This window comes from Micromonospora sp. PRAS1 (assembly GCF_059553435.1).
The window spans coordinates 44,193-60,106 of record NZ_JCANNB010000040.1; the positions used below are offsets into that span (position 1 = coordinate 44,193).

The window sequence follows — 15,914 nt, forward strand, 5'->3', positions numbered from 1 at the left end:
GGTGTTTCGGGTCTGTGGCCGGCAGGGGCCGCGTCCATTGACGGACGCGGCCCCCGGGTACATGTCTCGGGTCCGTCAGCTCCGCGGGCCCGAGGACGACCTCAGCCCCGCAGACCCGACATGTGCCGGTAGCTCACTTCGGCGTACCGCAGCGAGCGGCCCGGGTCGGCGGCGCCGCCGGGTGCGTTGTCCTGCTCCCACATCGGGTTGTGGTAGCCCTTCGCGCCCATGTTGGCGAAGAAGTTTCCGTAGTCGATGTCCCCCTCGCCGCACGGACAACGAACGGGCCCGGCCGCCAGCATGGCGGCCGGGCCCGTTCGGGTGTGACTCAGATGCTGCTGCCGTTGGTGCCGGAGCTCGACGGCTTGCTGCGGGGGGTAGCCGACGTCGAGCTGGTGGTCGAGCTCGACGAGATCGAGCCCGACTTGCTGCCGGCCGTGGCAGGGGTGCCGGCGAAGGTGTCGTCGGCCGGGGTGAGCCCCTGCTTGCCGTTCGGGCTCAGCTTCTCGCCCAGCTTCGAGTGACCGAGCTTGTCCTTGCCCTCGTGGTAGAGCCGGCTCGCCTGGGCCTGCGCGACCCCGGCCGCCTCCTGGACGGTCGGGTGGTCGAGCACCTTGCGGCCCTGAACCACCAGCTCCTCGTACTTCTCCCGGCCGGCACGGGCGCCCAGGACGAACCCTGCAGCCAGCCCGCCAAGGAACATGATCTTTCCGCGCATGGCGGCTCCTCTCGTACCTGACGCGCCGTCGTCCCGCCCTCGTCTCCGTGGCGGGACCGACCCGTTCGCGCCTGCGTCCTGTCGTCGGCAGCTAACTACCCATCCTGCTCTCCGCTCATACCTCCTTGTGCTGGGATGACGATTTGTCCCACTAATCCGATTCTCAAGGTTGCCCCGCAGGAGGTAACCCCCTGGACCAAGACCCCCTGTGATCCTGTAGTCTTGTCCCCGTCGCTCGGCGCGGAGAGATCCCACCGGGCGATGATGCAGTCCCCCGTAGCTCAATTGGCAGAGCAGCCGGCTGTTAACCGGCAGGTTTTTGGTTCGAGTCCAAACGGGGGAGCTTTTCCTCACCACGACGCCCACCGGCCAGCCGGTGGGCGTTCCTCGTTGACGACCGTCCGCCCTGCCGCCCGTCATCACCCTGCCGCCCGCAGCACACCGGAGCAGAATCGCGGACCATACGCCCCACAACCTCGCCACGCCCCCAACGGCACGGCCAGCCGGCGGCTCGTTGCTATCCTCGCGTTGCCCATCGCGCTGCTGGTGCGGGGGAGACGCCGGCGAGTAGAGACCGTGACGCTGGCCGTTGATCGACCGGGCGGGATAAGATCCGCCCTGTTGCCGGGGCGGTAGCTCAGCCGGTTAGAGCAGGGGACTCATAATCCCTCGGTCGCGGGTTCGAGCCCCGCCCGCCCCACCAGTGTCATGACCGGCAATTCCTTCAGGGCTGATCGACCATTAGGCGAACCGGCGGTGGGTGCCGTGCCAGGTCAGCGCCAGGTCGACAGTGCGGGGCTCGTTGCTCGTGTGCCCCCGGGTAACGATGACGAGGGTTCGTCGTTGCGGCCGGCACTGGTCGACCGAACGGCGGCCGGGTGGCCGCGAGGGTGGGCGGCACGGGCCGGGCGATGACCCTACGGCGAGTTGCATGACGATCGGACGCGGACCGCAGCAGGGTGGTGTCCCCCGGTGAACGGTAGTGGCCGGCTTACCTCATTCGTAGTGGTAGCGGCACTGCGCGATCTGCACTGTGTCGTCTACGATCCGGCATACGAGACGGTGATCCTAGTCGATGCGTCTCGACCAGAATCCCGCCCAGTTGCCGCGGAGCTGCTCCGGTTTGCCGATGCCTTGGTGGCCGTTGCGTCGGATGTCCTCGATCAACGCGTTCACTCGTTTGAGCATCTGACGATCTCGTTGCCAGGTCAGATAGTCTTCCCAGCCTCGGCCGGCAAACTGGACCTTCACGCTGCCGACGCCTCGCCTGAACTGGCGTCGGGATCGATCAGATCGTGCATCTCCCCACCCCCGTTGCGCAGCTCTTCGACGGCTTCATTCAGGCGGCGCGCGTTGGCGGGGCTGGCCATCAGGTAGGCCGTCTCCTTCAACGACTCGTACTCGCGCAGCGAGATGATGACCGCGGCCTCCCGGCCGGAGCGGGTGACCACCACTTCCTCGGCGTCGTCCACGACATGGTCGAGCATCTTGGCCAGGTTCTGTCGGACTTCAGAGTAGGGAACGGTGCGCATACTGCCCCAACGTTACGTACAACAATTTGTACAAGCTCGCGGGGCGTGTCAGATGGCCCAACGTCTGGCCTTTAGTGTCGATCAAGCCCAGGAGCGGCGCGGGCGTAGCGGAGCGGCTCGCCGGCGATGGTCGCCGACTGGTTCGCGGTGGCACCTTCTCCACTTCCGTTTCTTACCGATCGCGGGTGTGCCCTGGCGTGGCCTGTATCGCGAGTTGGCAGCGAACGGCCTGGGCACGGAGTGCCTCGACGAGTTCGGGTGGGCCGCTGGTGAGGGTGAAGTCGACGTCCACCGACGTGATCATCCAGACCAGTGCCGAGGGGGTGTCGGCACCGACATGCATCAGGCAACGCTCGTCGTCGACCGCCTCGACGACCCCCATGCCGGGCCAGATCCGGTCGGCGAGCGCTTCGGCGGAGTCGTGCAAGGTCACGGTTGCCCGGTAGGGCCAGGTCCGGGAGGACAGCTGGTGGGACAGGTAGGTCGCGATGTCGCCGTCGGGTGGTTGGCGCGGGGTGAACGACGGGCCGTTGGGCGTACGCGGTGTCAATCGGTCCGCCCGGAAGGTTCGCCAGTCGTCGCGGTCGAGGTCCCAGGCGACGAGATACCAGTGCCGGCCGAAGTTGGCCAGGGTGTGCGGTTCGACCGAGCGGAGCGTGTCGCCGCCGCGAGGGCTGGCGTAGTCGAAGCGTAGCCCTTCGTGTCGTCGACACGCGTCGGCGATGGTCATCAGGATGTCCGGGCTGACCGTCGGCCCGCTGCCGCCAACTCGGACGGTCGCCTTCTGCAAGGTGTTCATCCGGTGCCGGAGCCGGGGCGGTAACACCTGCTCGAGTTTGGTGAGGGCCCGCAACGAGGTCTCCTCGATTCCGGTGACCGTGCCGCCTGCGGCGGTGCGCAGGCCGATCGCCACCGCGACCGCCTCGTCGTCATCGAGTAGCAGGGGCGGCAGTGACGCGCCCGCACCGAGCCGGTAACCGGCGGCACCCTGGGTGGCATGCACCGGGTAGCCGAGCTCACGCAGTCGTTCGATGTCCCGACGCACGGTACGGGTGGTGACACCGAGGCGTTCAGCCAGGTCGCTGCCGGACCAGTCACGGTGGGTCTGCAGGAGCGACAGCAATCTGAGCAGCCGCGCCGAGGTTTCGAGCATGGGATCAAGCTTCTCGCATTTTTAGGACCGGAGCTGTCCTAAGCGATCTCTAGCGTGGCTGTCATGACGGAGAAGGCACCGGAGGTTCGACCCTTCCGGATCGAGATCCCACAGGCGCAACTCGATGACCTGAACGCCCGGTTGTCGAACACCCGTTGGCCGGCGGAGTTGCCGGGCGTGGGCTGGAGCAGAGGTGTGCCGGTCGGCTACCTGAAGGATCTGGCTGAGTACTGGCGTACCGGCTACGACTGGCGGGTGCACGAGGCGGCGCTCAACGAGCACCCGCAGTACCTCACCACGATCGACGGGCAGAACGTCCACTTTCTGCACGTGCCTTCGCCCGAGCCGGACGCGATGCCATTGCTGCTGCTGCACGGCTGGCCGGGTGGCGTCGTGGACTTCCTCGACGTCGTCGGACCGCTGTCGGATCCAGGCAGGTACGGTGGTGACCCGGCCGACGCGTTCCACCTGGTCATACCGTCGTTGCCGGGATTCGGATTCTCCACGCCCCTGGCCGGGCCCGGCATGAATCCCGCCAGGATGGCCGGAGTGTTGGCGCAGTTGATGTCCCTGCTCGGCTACGAACGCTATGGCGTCCAGGGTTATGACACGGGCTCATGGGTGGCTCCCGAGTTGGCAAAGCGAGATCCGAGCCGCGTCGTCGGCGTCCATGTCAACGCCATGATCACCTTCCCGATCGGCGTCGACGGCGAGATGGATGGTCTCAACGACATCGAGCAGCGCCGCTGGCAGGCGATGCAGGACTTCAACGACGGCTACCTGCAGTGCAACTCCAAGCGGCCCCAGACGGTGAGCTATGGGCTGCACGATTCACCGGTGGGCCAGCTCGCCTGGATCGTGGAGAAGTTCAAGGAGCTCACCGATCCGGAGGACGGCCTGCCAGAGGAGAGCATCAGCCGTGATCGCATCCTGACCGATGTCTCGCTGTACTGGCTGACCGGCACGGCCGGGTCGGCAGCGCAGGTCTACTACGAGGCGATCTCCGCGACCGACTGGAGCGGGGCCGGCGGCGAGTGGGACGACGGTTCGGGCGACAGCACCGCGAGCAGTACTGGCTGGGGTGCAGAGGACTGGGCCGGCAGCCAGCGCGGGACGGTACCAACCGGTGTGCTCGTCTCCGTTCATGACGTGACGATCCGCCGTTGGGCGGAGCGGGATCACAACATCGTGCACTGGACGGAACTGGACCGGGGCGGCCACTTCCTCTCGATGGAAGCACCGGACCTGTTGATCGACGATCTTCGCGAGTTCTTTCGGAAGCTCCGTTGACGTGAGCGCCCGCTGACCGCGCCGCCGCGGCCTTTCGCGCGTGCTGCGGGCCGGAGTCGCGGCTATCCCGGCTGGGCGGCGGCGACGCGGACCGGCACCTCCAGCACTGTGGCGCGGTCGCCGTCGGCGTCGGTGAGGTGCTCCTCGACCGTGGGGCCGGCGACGGCCGAGGACGACGAGGTCTGGCCGGCGGCCTGGTTCACCGCCAGACTGATACACGCCCTCGGCGAGACACCGCACCGCGCGCTGTTCTATCCGGACTCGGGCCACCGGGTCGGCACCTTCCCGTACCTGCCGACGACGACGGTGTACCGGACGCCCACCGGTGACCTGTCCCTCGGCGGCACCCGGCCGGGCGACGCCGCAGCCCGGCGCGACGGCTGGCCCCAGGTTCTCGATTTCCTGGCCAGCTCCTGATCGCGCCGGGCTCGGCCGTCGCGCCGGGCTCGGCCGTCGCGCCGGGCTCGGCCGTCGCGCCGGGCTCGGCCGTCGCGCCGGGCTCGGCCGCCGCGCCGGGCTCGGTTGCTTGGGTCGGTCAGCGCGGCGGGCGGGTCTTCGGCAGGTCGAACTGGTCGGCGCGGCGGCAGTCGCGCTGGTTGCCGATGGCGTCGGGGCCCAACCGGTCGAGCACCGCCCGGGCCCGGTCGCGGCCCAGGTTCCAGGCGTACCAGGGGTCCGACTCGGCCAGGTCGTCGGCGATCCAGCTCAGCGTGCAGCGGCGTACCGGATCGGGCAGGGCGGCCAGGGCGGGCGTGGCGTCGGCGGAGAGCGCCCGTAGGTACCAGGCGTCGATCCGGCCGGTCTGCTCGTACCGGGCGACGTTGCGGCGCGCCGCGTAGTCCTCAGGATTGAGCACCGCCAGCCCGAGCAGCATCGCCACCCCGAGCGCCACCGCCAGGCGCGGGATCCAACCGCCGCGCCAGCGGATGCCGGCCACCAGGATCATCAGGAAGACGGCACCGAGCAGCAGCTCGAACGCCATCACGAAGATCCGCTCACCGGTGAAGCTGTACACCTTCTGGTACGTGTACATCCGGGACAGTGCCGACACCACGATGACCACGGTCAGCGCGCTGAGCAGGCCGAGCAGGACCCGCAGCAGCACCCGGTCCAGGGGCCGGTCCCGGCGGGCCCACCGGGTCACCACGCCGAGCACCGCCAGGGTCAGCATGGTGACGACGACCAGTTGCCAGAAGCCGCTGCGGGCGTACTCGGCGTAGCTGAGGCCGGTGGTCTTCAGCACGTGCCGTTGCCCGCCGAAGAGCACGGTGAACTGCACCGCGACGAAGCCGGCGAACAGGGCCGTCAGGGTGGCGATCGGCGGCGCCCACTCGACCAGGCCGACCCGGCGGTTGGTGGGCCGGTCCACGGCGGTCAGATCGGGCGGTGCGGCGATCGTGTAGACGGCCGCCACCGCGATCAGGCCACCCATCGCTGCGAGGAACAGCCACCGGAACACGCCACCGACGCTGATCTCCGGGGTGACGGCACCGAGCACCTGGGAGAAGGCGGCGTCGGCGGAGGCGAGCAGCGGGCCGAAGACCAGCAGCACGACCACGGTGGCGACCACCGACCCGACGACGCGGCGCCCGGCGCCGGGACTGCCGGGGGCCCGGATGTGGGTACGCACCCAGGGCAGGCCGCGGATCGCGGCTATCGGCGCGGCGGCCAGGCTGAACAGGATGGATCTGAGTCGCCGACCGCCGACGATCGCCAGGGCCGCACAGCCCAGCGCCCCGAGCACGCAGAACGTCACAAGCCACCAGGCGTTGCGGAAGCCGAGCACCGCGAGCAACGCCAGCGCGGCACCCGCCCAACCGGCCCGGACCCAACGCTCGGCACGGGGCAACCGGGCGGTGTGCCGCCACACCGCCATGATGACGCCGGCGGTGAGCACCAGCCAGCCGAGGAACCAGCCGATGCCGGTACGACCGAGCGGCACGAGCGCCGCCACTCCCAGTGCGCCGGCCAGCACGGCCAGGACCGTGGACCGGTCGTCGGCCGGCGCGGGCCCGGGCCAAGCTCGCTCCATAAAGGACGGCGGCAGGGGTTGCCGCCGGAAGTCGTACGGCGAGTTGGCCATCGGGTAGGCGAACGGCGCCGGCTGCGGGCCACGGCCGCCCACCGCCGGCACGGACCCGAACCCGCCAACCGCCGCCGGTGCCGCTTCCTCCGCCGGTGCCGCCGGTGGTGCGGCTCCCGCAGCCGTCGCCGCTTCCGTCGCCGGTGGTGCGGCTTCCGTCGCCGGTGCCGTCGCCGCTTCCGTCGCCGGTGCGGCTTCTTCCCTCGTCCTCGGCGCCTCGGCTACTTCCACCTCGGCCGACGCTGCCGCCGTACCCGTGCCGGCCGGTGTTGCCGCCGTGCCTTGTCCGGCCGGCGCTGCATCGACCGGCGCTACCGCGGCTGGTGCTGTCGCCGCGCCGGTGCCGGCTGCCGCTGGGGTTTCCTTGCCGGCCGGCGTCGCCGGTTCCGTGCCGGCTTCACCCGGGGTCGGCTCGTCGGCTGCCGCCACCAGGGGAAGGAAGATGGCGTAACCCCTGGTGCCCGGCGGGACGGTCACCGGAATGGCCCAGGCGGGCTGGTCGGCGGGGCCGGGCCAGACGATGGGCGACAGCCCGGCGGTGGGCGGCACGACCAGCAGCTGGGGTGCCGTCCCCACCGGATCCGCCGCGCCGGCAGCGCTGGGGACGGGCACTTCGTGGGCTTCTTCGCTGCTCGAGGAATGCCCGACGGGTGGCGGCTCGGACACCGCGCCCTCCTAGATCGAAAGTTGCCGTCACTCTAGGGCCGGCCGCCCGATCGCGTTGTCCCGTACCGGTGCCGGCGGCTGCACCGCGCCTCGAGAGAAGTGTTAAGAAGGGGCCCTTCCTCTACACGAGGCGTTAATAGGGGGCCCTTCCTTACCGTCCACGGGTGTCGAGGGTGAGGGGAGCGCGGCCGGTCACCGCGTACCGGATATGGGTGACCTTGGGGTCGGGCACCACGCGGGTGGGCGTCAGTTCGATCGCCTCGAACTCGTCGAGGCCGAGGTCGGCGTCGAGCAGGCGCATTCCGGTGCCCAACACGACCGGCACCACGTGCAGTTCCAGCTCGTCGAGCAGGCCGGCGCGCAGCACCTGCCGGACCAGGCTGCCGCCGCCGGCCACCGCCACGTCCTTGCCGCCCGCCGCGGCCCGGGCCTGCGCCACCGCGCTCGCCACCCCGTCGGTGACGTAGGTGAAGCTGGTGCCGCCCTGGCGTACCAGCCGCTCGCGGGGCCGGTGGGTCACCACGAAGACCGGGGCGCGGAACGGCGGCTCGTCGCCCCAGGGCACCTCACCGCCGTCGGCCATCCGGCGGCCCATCACGTACGCGCCAGCGGCGCCGAACGACTCCGCGATGATCTCGGAGTTGACGTCCTGCTGGCCGCCGGCGATGCCCTGCCGCTCCCGCCAGGCCATCGCCTCGGTGGCCCAGCGGGTCACCCGGAAGAAGCCGTGGCTTTCCGCCGAGGTCAGCCAGTCGCCGTCGCCGTCGTGTCGTGGGCCGGCGTAGAACCCGTCAAGCGACACCGACAGCTGCGCGGTCACCTTGGTCACGTTCGTTCCTCTCGGTTCGGCGGCACCCGTCTCGGGGCCGGCTCACCTGTGGATCGGAGGCGCGACCGCCACTTCTACCGATCCTCGACGTGATCCAGGTCACCCGATCCGGTGGCCCGGCCGAGCAGGTACCGCCGTTCGGGCTCGCTGCCGGCGAGCCGGGCCGCCTGCCGCCACGCCGCGGCGGCGGCAGCCCGGTCACCGGCCAGCTCCAGCAGGTGGGCCCGGACGGCGTACCGCCGGTGATGTCCGGCGAGCAACCCCGACTCCAACTCCGCCAACAGGTCCAGCCCGGCGGCGGGGCCGTGCACCATGCCGACCGCCACCGCCCGGTTCAGGGTGGCCACCGGATTGGGCGCCAGCCGCTCCAGCAGCTCGTAGAGGGCGAGCACCTGCGGCCAGTCGGTCGCCTCCGTGCTCGGCGCCTCGGCGTGCACCGCCGCGATGGCGGCCTGGATCTGGTACGGCCCCGGCGGCGAGGTCGACAGGCTCCGGGTCACCAGAGCACAGCCTTCGGCGATGGCCGCCTCGTCCCACCGCCGACGGTCCTGCTCGGCCAGCGGCACCAACTCGCCGTCCGGGCCGACCCGGGTGGCGGCCCGCGCCTCGGTCAGCAGCATCAGCGCCAGCAGTCCCGCCGTCTCGCCGTCGTCGGGCAGCCGCTCGTGCAGCCGGCGAGCCAGCCGCAGCGACTGCCGGGCCAGGTCGGGCCGGCGCAGTGCCGGGCCGCTGCTCGCGGTGTAGCCCTCGTTGAACATCAGGTACAGCACCTGGCGGACCACGGCCAGCCGTGGCCCCTGCTCCGCAACCGTTGGCGGACCGAACCGGGCGCCCGCCTCCCGGAGCCGCTGCTTGGCCCGGGAGATCCGCTGCCCCATGGTCTTCTCCGGCACCAGGAAGGCCGCCGCGATCTCGGCGGTGGTCAGCCCGCCCACCGCGCGCAGGGTGAGGGCCAGTTGCGCGGGCGCGGGCAACGCCGGATGGCAGCAGAGCAGGAACAGCTCCAGCAGGTCGTCGCGGGGCGCCTCGACGTCGGGTGGCGGCGCGACAAGCGCGTCCCGTGGGGTGGCGTCGAGCACCGTACGCTCCCGGCGGGTCCGGGCGGCCTCGGCGCGTACCTGGTCGACGTAGCGGCGGCTGGCCACGGTGTGCAGCCAGCCGGCGGGATGCTCCGGTACGCCCACACTTGGCCACTGCTCGACGGCGGCGACGAGGGCGTCCTGCACCGCGTCCTCGGCCCGGGCGAAGTCGCCGTGCCGGCGCACCAGGGCACCGAGCACCTGTGGGGCGAGCCGGCGCAGCAGGTCGACGTCGGCCTCGTCGAGGCTCAGTGCTCGTCCCGGGTCATCAGGGGCCAGACCTCCAGACCGCCACCCGCCCCGGCGGCGAACCGCAGCCCCGGGTACGACCGGGCGATCTCCATCGCCCGCTGTTCACTTGCCACGTCGACCACGAAGTACGAGCCGACGTACTCCTTGGCCTCCAGGTACGGCCCGTCGGTGACCACGGGCGCGCCCTCGACGATGCGCACCGCCCGGGGCCGGGTCTGCAACCCCTGCGCGTCCAGCAACTCGCCGGAGGCGCGCAGCGCCTCGTTGAAGGCGTTCACCTCACCGATCAGCGTGGCCAGCTCACCCTCGGGCAGGCTGCTCCAGACCGCTTCGTTTCCGTAGATCAACATCAGGTACTTCATCCGACACCTTCAGCTCGGTTTCCCGGACAGGTTGCCAGGCACTCTTCCTGACGCCCTGTTGTAGCAGGCAGAGCGGCTGAAAGTCGGGTGGCGGCGCGCTCGGCCCGCCGCCGCAGCCCTGGCCGGCGCACAGACCGATCGTCGGCGTCGGGATCGCGGTGGCGCTGCTCCTCCTGCTCCTGACCGGGTTCCTCGGGTTCAGCCTGGCCGGGATCGTCGGCTGATCGGAGCGACCGGTAACCGACAGATTTTCGCTAGATCGTCCTAACAGGATTCTTATCTCTTCTCCGGAGAATGTTCGTAGTTCTCGATCCTTCGATGGGGAGGTCTTTGGTGAGGAGACACAGACGGGTCGGGGCGGCCGGACTGGCCGCCGTTCTCGTCCTGGGGCTGGGGCAACCCGGCTGGGCCGCGCCCGGCGGGGGCAGCGAACCGGGTCGGGGCAGCGAACCGGGTCGGGGCGGTGCACCGGGTCGGGGCGCTGTGCCGGCGGCGGTGGGCGTCGACCAACCAGCCACGGTCACGCTGATCACCGGTGACCGGGTCACGGTCGACCGGACCGACCGGGTGACGATCCGCCCGGCGAAGGACCGCGCGAACATCCGGTTCACCACCCACGAGATCGACGGTGAGCTGCACGTCGTACCCACGGACGCGATACCGCTGATCGGCTCCGGCGTGCTGGACCGCCGGCTGTTCAACGTAAGCAAGCTGATCGAGTACGGCTACCACGACGCGGCGCGCGAACGACTGCCGATGATCGTGGCGTACCCGGACGGGTCGGCCGCCCGGCGGGGTGGCTCGCCGCTGCCCGGTGCCGAGGTCCGCGTCGACCGGGACCTTCCGGCAATCGAGGGCGCGGCGGTGAGCGCGGCAAAGGACGACCTGGCCGAGGTCTGGACGGGCCTGACCGCCGATCGGGCGGTCGACGCCGGTGGCGTCGCCGGGATCGAGCGGATCTGGCTCGACGGCAAGCGTCGGCCGGCGGTGGACCGGGGCGTGCAGCAGATCGGGGCGCCGGCGGCGTACGAGGCCGGGTTCACCGGCGCCGGGGTGACCGTGGCGGTCATCGACAGTGGCGTCGACCTGACCCATCCCGACCTGGCCGACGTGGTGACCGAGGCGGTCAGCTTCCTGCCGGACACCGACGCGGTGGACCGGTTCGGGCACGGCACGCACGTGGCGTCGACCATCGCCGGCAGCGGTGCCGCCTCGGACGGGAGGTACCGGGGGGTCGCCCCGGACGCCAAGTTGGTATCGGCAAAGGTCTGCGACTACTGGTGCGACGACTCGGCGATCATCGAGGCGATGCACTGGGCCGCCGTGGAGAAGCAGGCCGAGGTCATCAACATGAGCCTCGGCGGCTCTGACGGGCCGGAGATCGACCCGTTCGAGGAAGCGGTGAACACGCTCACCGCACAGACCGGGGCGCTCTTCGTGATCTCCGCCGGCAACGCCGGACCGGCCGAGCGTACGGTCGGCTCGCCGGGCAGCGCGGACGCCGCGCTGACCGTCGGTGCGGTCGACCGGGACGGTTCCCTCGCCGACTTCTCCAGCCGGGGCGCGCGGACCGGTGACGACGCGGTGAAGCCGGACATCACCGCCCCCGGGGTCGGGATCGTCGCGGCGAAGGCGGCCGAGGGCGTGATGGGCATCCCGGTCGGCGAACACTACGTCGCCGAGTCCGGCACCTCGATGGCCGCCCCGCACGTCGCGGGCGCGGCGGCGCTGCTCGCCCAGCAGCACCCCGAGTGGGACGCGACCCGGCTCAAGGCCACCCTGATGGGCTCGGCCAACCCACGGCCGGGTGACACCGCGTACCAGCAGGGGGCGGGCCTGGTCGACGTGGCGCGGGCCATCGGCCAGCCGGTGACCGCCGATCCGCCGAGCGTGTCGTACGGCCGCACGCTCTGGCCGCACCATGACGACGACCCGATCACCCGGACCGTGACGTACCGCAACGACGGGACCGTGGCGCTCACCCTCGACCTGACCTGGCAGGTCACCGGCCCGGACGGCAAGCCGGCGCCGGAGGGCATGTTCCGCACCGGCGCGCCCCAGGTCACCGTGCCGGCGGGCGGCACCACCGAGGTGGCGGCCACCGTGGACACCAGCGTCGACGGGGTGGACGGCTACTACAGCGGGCATCTGGTCGCCACCGCCGGTGAGTTCCGCACTGTCGTTCCGGTCGGGGTGCACCGCGAGGTGGAGAGCTACAACCTGACGGTCAACCACCTCGACTCCACCGGTGGGCCGGCCGACGCCTTCTTCACCCTGGTCAGCGGCATTGACGGGCCGGAGTTGAAGGCCATCTTCGAAGCGGTCGAGGGCCGCGCCACCCTCCGGGTCCCCGCCGGCCGGTACGCCGTGACAAGCGTCATCGACGAACTCGGCGACCAGGTGCGCAGCAGCCTGCTGGCCCGGCCCGAGATCAACCTGACCCGGGACGCGACGGTCGACCTGGACGCCCGGAAGGCCAGACCGATCGCGGTGACCGTGCCGGACCGTGCCGCCCGTCCGGTGCTGCTCCAGACCGGTGTGTCGGTGGAGATGTTCGAGGGGTACGGGCGGGTCGGCGTCGCGGCCGAAGACTTCGCCAGCGTCCACTCGGCCCAACTCGGTAGCCGGAAGACCGCCGACCACATCAGCAGTTTCGTCGCGCACCAGTGGCTGAGGCCCGGCGGGTCCGCCAGCGGCCCGTACCTCTATCACCTGGGTGAGGGATTCCCGGGCCGGCTGCCCACCGGGTACCGGAAGGACGTCCGGCGATCGGAACTGGCCACGGTGCGGCACGAGTTGCGCGGCGAACGGGTCGGCAACCACGTCGATCGGGAGATGTCCGGCGAGTTCGACGGCGTGTACGGGTCGACCTTCGGCATGCCGGTGCCGGTGGGCGACAGGTGGACCGAGTACCACAGCACCAAGGGCGTCGCCTGGTACGGCAGCCTCTACTTCGAGCAGCGACCCGAGGACGAGGAGTACGGGGAGTTCCGGAAGGTGCTCTTCGACGAGGCCAAGCGGTACCGGGCCGGCCGGTCCTACCAGGACGTCTGGAACGTCGCGCCGATCGGGCCGGCCCTGCCGCGGACCGAAAGCCCGAGCGGCAGCGCGGGCCGGATCGAGGACCTGATCCTGGTCGACATCCCGCTGCACGGTGACGCGGCCGGGCACGGCGGCATCTCTGCCGCGGACGCCGAGCGGACCGCGCTCTACCGGGGCGACGAACTGATCGACGAATGGACCGGCGCACAGGAGGCCGGCTTCGGCATCTTCGAGGTGCCGGCGGAACCGGCGGCGTACCGACTGGAGGCCTCGGCCCGGCGTAGCATCACCGAACTCTCCACCGAGGTCGCGCTGACCTGGCGGTTCCGCTCCGCCCGGCCGGCCGGCGAGGACTGGGCGCTGCTCCCGGTGATGGTGGTGCGGTACGACCCGAAGCTCGACCGCGACGCCGCGGCACCCGCCGGCCAGCGCTTCGACATCCCGCTGCGGGTGGTCGGCAACGGAGGGACCTCGGTCAAGCCGAAGCAGGTCACCGTGCAGGTCTCGTACGACGACGGCAAGACCTGGCAGCCGGCCCAGGTCAAGGCCACCGGCAAGAACTGGACCGCGACGGTCCAGCATCCCCGTGGTGGCGGGTACGTGTCGCTGCGTACCTCGGTCGTCGACCGGCAGGGCAACACCGTCGACCAGACGATCATCCGCGCCTACCGGCTGAAAGGAGGGGCCCCCTTCTAACGCCTGGTGTAGAGCAGGGGCCCCCTGTTAACGCCTGACCATCCGCTGGCCGCTGCCGCTGCGTGCGACGTGCGGCGGCAGCGGCCACCGTTGACGTGCCGCCCGGGTCATTACGACCGGGCGGCACGTCCGTCTGCTTGACAGCGGAGCCGCTCTGGTTGCATGGTTAGTTACATGAGTAGTAAACCGGCCAACCAGGGTGGCGAACCACGGTGGCGGACGTGATGGAGGACGGGCGGCCGATCTTCCTTCAGATCGCCGAGCTGCTGGAGAACTCGATCCTGGACGGGACCCTCCCGGAGGAGGCGCAGGTGCCGTCGACAAACGAGTTGGCGGCCTTCCACCGGATCAACCCCGCCACCGCCGCCAAGGGCGTCAACAAGCTTGTCGACGACGGAACGCTCTACAAGAAACGAGGAATCGGGATGTTCGTCTCCTCCGGCGCCCGCGCCAAGCTGCGCGGCCGGCGCCGTGACGAGTTCGCCCGGCAGTACGTGCAACCGCTGCTTACCGAGGCGCGCAAGCTCGGCATCGACCCGGCGGAGCTCAAACACATGATCGACACCTGGGAGGAGACCCGATGAGCCCCGTCGTCACCGCCACCGACCTCACCAAACGGTACCGGGACGTCACCGCCCTGGACGGGGTGAACCTCTCGCTCACCGCGAACCGGATCTATGGCCTGCTGGGCCGCAACGGCGCCGGCAAGACCACCCTGATGCAGATCCTCACCGCGCAGCACTTCGCCACCTCCGGCGAGGTCACCGTCTTCGGGCAGCACCCGTACGAGAATGAGGCGGTGCTCTCCCGCATCTCCTTCATCAAGGAGAGCCAGACGTACCCGTCAATGGCGGTGCACTACGTGCTGCGCGCGGCCAGCCTCGTCCACCCGGGCTGGGACGACGAGTTCGCCAAGCAGTTGGTCGACGACTTCCGGCTGCCGCTGCGGCGCAACGTCCGCAAGCTGTCCCGGGGCATGCTCTCCTCGCTCGGCATCATCATCGGGCTGGCCTCCCGGGCCCCGCTCACCTTCTTCGACGAGCCGTACCTCGGCCTGGACGCCGTCGCCCGGCACATCTTCTACGACCGCCTGCTTGCCGACTACACCGAACACCCGCGCACGATCGTGCTCTCCACCCACCTAATCGACGAGGTCAGCGACCTGATCGAGCATGTGCTGCTGATCGAGGCGGGCCGGCTGCTGCTGGATGCGGATGCGGAGACCCTGCGCGGTCAGGTGCTCACCGTCTCCGGCCCGGTCGCCGCGGTGGACGAGTTCGCCCGTACCGGTGCCGAACTGCACCGGGTGCTGCTCGGCGGGACGGCCCGCGCCACCGTACGCGGCGACTTCGGCCCGGCCGAGCACGACCGCGCCCGCACCCTCGGCCTCACCCTGGAAGCCGCCTCGCTCCAGGACACCGTCGTCCGCCTGACCACCGCGACCAACGGCGCCGCACCGGCCACCGCCGGGGCGACCAGCAAGGAGGCGCTCCGATGAACCGAGCCCTGACCGTCGCCCGGCTCCAGTTCGTCGCCTGGCCCCTCGTGGTCGGCTGGCCCTGGGGGGTCCTCGCCCTCAGCTTCCTCATCAACCTGGCGCTCTTCGCCTCGATCGGCGACGACCCCGCACCTTCCACCGGCGGCCTGGCCAGCATCTACATCGTGATGCTCGTCGCCTGCATCACCACCATCACGCAGGACTTCCCGTTCGCGATCGGGCTGGGCGTCTCGCGCCGCAGCTTCTACCTCGGCAACGTCCTCCAGTTCGGCGCCCAGGCGATCGCCTACGCCGGGGTGCTCTACCTGCTGGCCGTCGTCGAGGAGGCGACCGAAGGCTGGGGCCTGGGGCTGCGTTACTTCGGCCTGCCGTCTCTCCTGGTGGAGAACCCGGTATTGCAGATCCTCGCCTTCGCCATCCCGTTCCTGCTGCTCGGCTTCCTCGGCATGGCCATCGCGTTGGTGTTCAAGCGGTGGGGCGTAAACGGCATGCTCGCGCTGGGCACCGTGTCGCTGGTCGTGCTCGGTGGACTTGCCGTCCTCGTCACCTGGCGGGGCTGGTGGCCGGCGATCGGGGACTGGTTCGCCGACCAGTCCGGCGCGGCCCTGCTGGTGGGCTATCCCGCGCTGCTCGCCCTCCCGTTCGCCGTCGTCAGCTGGCTCATCATCCGCCGGGCAACTCCGTGAAAGGAAGGGCCCCTTATTAACGCCTGGT

14 protein-coding genes, 2 tRNA genes and 1 pseudogene are annotated in these 15,914 nt (G+C 70.6%); 8 read left to right on the forward strand and 9 right to left on the reverse strand.

Features of this window, described 5'->3' with window-relative positions:
- Positions 1–101: 101 nt before the first annotated feature.
- A complete protein-coding gene (locus AC507J_RS27315) occupies positions 102–302 on the reverse strand; it encodes a hypothetical protein (RefSeq protein ID WP_496292489.1) in 201 nt (66 codons plus the stop codon).
- 26 nt (positions 303–328) lie between these two features.
- Entirely contained in the window at positions 329–718 is a 390-nt protein-coding gene (locus AC507J_RS27320; protein WP_496292491.1) for a hypothetical protein, read from the reverse strand.
- Between the two features lie 270 nt (positions 719–988).
- Here AC507J_RS27320 and AC507J_RS27325 point away from each other — a divergent pair.
- Positions 989–1,061 (forward strand) — tRNA-Asn (locus AC507J_RS27325).
- Between the two features lie 283 nt (positions 1,062–1,344).
- A tRNA-Ile gene (locus tag AC507J_RS27330) sits at positions 1,345–1,421 on the forward strand.
- Positions 1,422–1,714: 293 nt separating this feature from the next.
- Here AC507J_RS27330 and AC507J_RS27335 read toward each other — a convergent pair.
- From AC507J_RS27335 to AC507J_RS27345, 3 genes and pseudogenes are all read right to left on the reverse strand, one after another.
- A pseudogene (locus AC507J_RS27335) lies at positions 1,715–1,969 on the reverse strand (Txe/YoeB family addiction module toxin).
- Positions 1,966–2,250 carry a type II toxin-antitoxin system Phd/YefM family antitoxin gene (locus tag AC507J_RS27340; protein ID WP_018787151.1) on the reverse strand — a complete coding sequence of 95 codons (285 nt, stop codon included), beginning with the start codon at positions 2,248–2,250 and terminating at the stop codon, positions 1,966–1,968. The pseudogene AC507J_RS27335 and the gene AC507J_RS27340 overlap by 4 nt, the downstream one beginning before the upstream one ends.
- Before the next feature lie 172 nt (positions 2,251–2,422).
- On the reverse strand, positions 2,423–3,403 hold the full coding sequence (locus AC507J_RS27345) for a helix-turn-helix transcriptional regulator (protein WP_496292494.1): 981 nt from the start codon (positions 3,401–3,403) through the stop codon (positions 2,423–2,425).
- Between the two features lie 63 nt (positions 3,404–3,466).
- Between AC507J_RS27345 and AC507J_RS27350 the strand changes: the two genes are divergently transcribed.
- On the forward strand, positions 3,467–4,693 hold the full coding sequence (locus AC507J_RS27350) for an epoxide hydrolase family protein (RefSeq protein ID WP_496292496.1): 1,227 nt from the start codon (positions 3,467–3,469) through the stop codon (positions 4,691–4,693).
- Between the two features lie 150 nt (positions 4,694–4,843).
- Complete coding sequence (locus AC507J_RS27355) at positions 4,844–5,110, forward strand: acyl-CoA thioester hydrolase/BAAT C-terminal domain-containing protein (protein ID WP_496292498.1); 267 nt, start codon at positions 4,844–4,846, stop codon at positions 5,108–5,110.
- 118 nt (positions 5,111–5,228) lie between these two features.
- On the opposite strand, the gene AC507J_RS27360 is transcribed toward AC507J_RS27355, so the two are convergent.
- From AC507J_RS27360 to AC507J_RS27375, 4 genes are all read right to left on the reverse strand, one after another.
- The gene (locus tag AC507J_RS27360; protein ID WP_496292500.1) at positions 5,229–7,388 is read right to left on the reverse strand and encodes a DUF4153 domain-containing protein; all 2,160 of its coding nucleotides are present in this window, start codon (positions 7,386–7,388) and stop codon (positions 5,229–5,231) included.
- Positions 7,389–7,593: 205 nt separating this feature from the next.
- Complete coding sequence (locus AC507J_RS27365) at positions 7,594–8,271, reverse strand: dihydrofolate reductase family protein (RefSeq protein WP_496292502.1); 678 nt, start codon at positions 8,269–8,271, stop codon at positions 7,594–7,596.
- A gap of 74 nt (positions 8,272–8,345) precedes the next feature.
- Positions 8,346–9,602, reverse strand: a complete 1,257-nt coding sequence (locus tag AC507J_RS27370) for an RNA polymerase sigma factor (protein ID WP_496292518.1) — start codon at positions 9,600–9,602, stop codon at positions 8,346–8,348.
- Positions 9,599–9,964 (reverse strand): YciI family protein, encoded by a 366-nt coding sequence (locus AC507J_RS27375; RefSeq protein ID WP_496292504.1) that lies wholly within the window; start codon positions 9,962–9,964, stop codon positions 9,599–9,601. Before AC507J_RS27375 ends, AC507J_RS27370 begins: the two co-directional genes overlap by 4 nt.
- Before the next feature lie 333 nt (positions 9,965–10,297).
- On the opposite strand from AC507J_RS27375, the gene AC507J_RS27380 reads away from it, so the two are divergent.
- The 4 genes from AC507J_RS27380 (at position 10,298) to AC507J_RS27395 (ending at position 15,886) form a co-directional block, all read left to right on the forward strand.
- Positions 10,298–13,702: a S8 family serine peptidase gene (locus AC507J_RS27380; protein ID WP_496292506.1), complete on the forward strand. Its 3,405-nt coding sequence runs from the start codon at positions 10,298–10,300 to the stop codon at positions 13,700–13,702.
- Between the two features lie 212 nt (positions 13,703–13,914).
- Positions 13,915–14,286 carry a GntR family transcriptional regulator gene (locus AC507J_RS27385; RefSeq protein WP_496292508.1) on the forward strand — a complete coding sequence of 124 codons (372 nt, stop codon included), beginning with the start codon at positions 13,915–13,917 and terminating at the stop codon, positions 14,284–14,286.
- On the forward strand, positions 14,283–15,200 hold the full coding sequence (locus AC507J_RS27390; RefSeq protein WP_496292510.1) for an ABC transporter ATP-binding protein: 918 nt from the start codon (positions 14,283–14,285) through the stop codon (positions 15,198–15,200). The genes AC507J_RS27385 and AC507J_RS27390 overlap by 4 nt, the downstream gene beginning before the upstream one ends.
- Positions 15,197–15,886 (forward strand): ABC transporter permease, encoded by a 690-nt coding sequence (locus AC507J_RS27395; RefSeq protein ID WP_496292512.1) that lies wholly within the window; start codon positions 15,197–15,199, stop codon positions 15,884–15,886. The genes AC507J_RS27390 and AC507J_RS27395 overlap by 4 nt, the downstream gene beginning before the upstream one ends.
- Positions 15,887–15,914 lie beyond the last annotated feature (28 nt).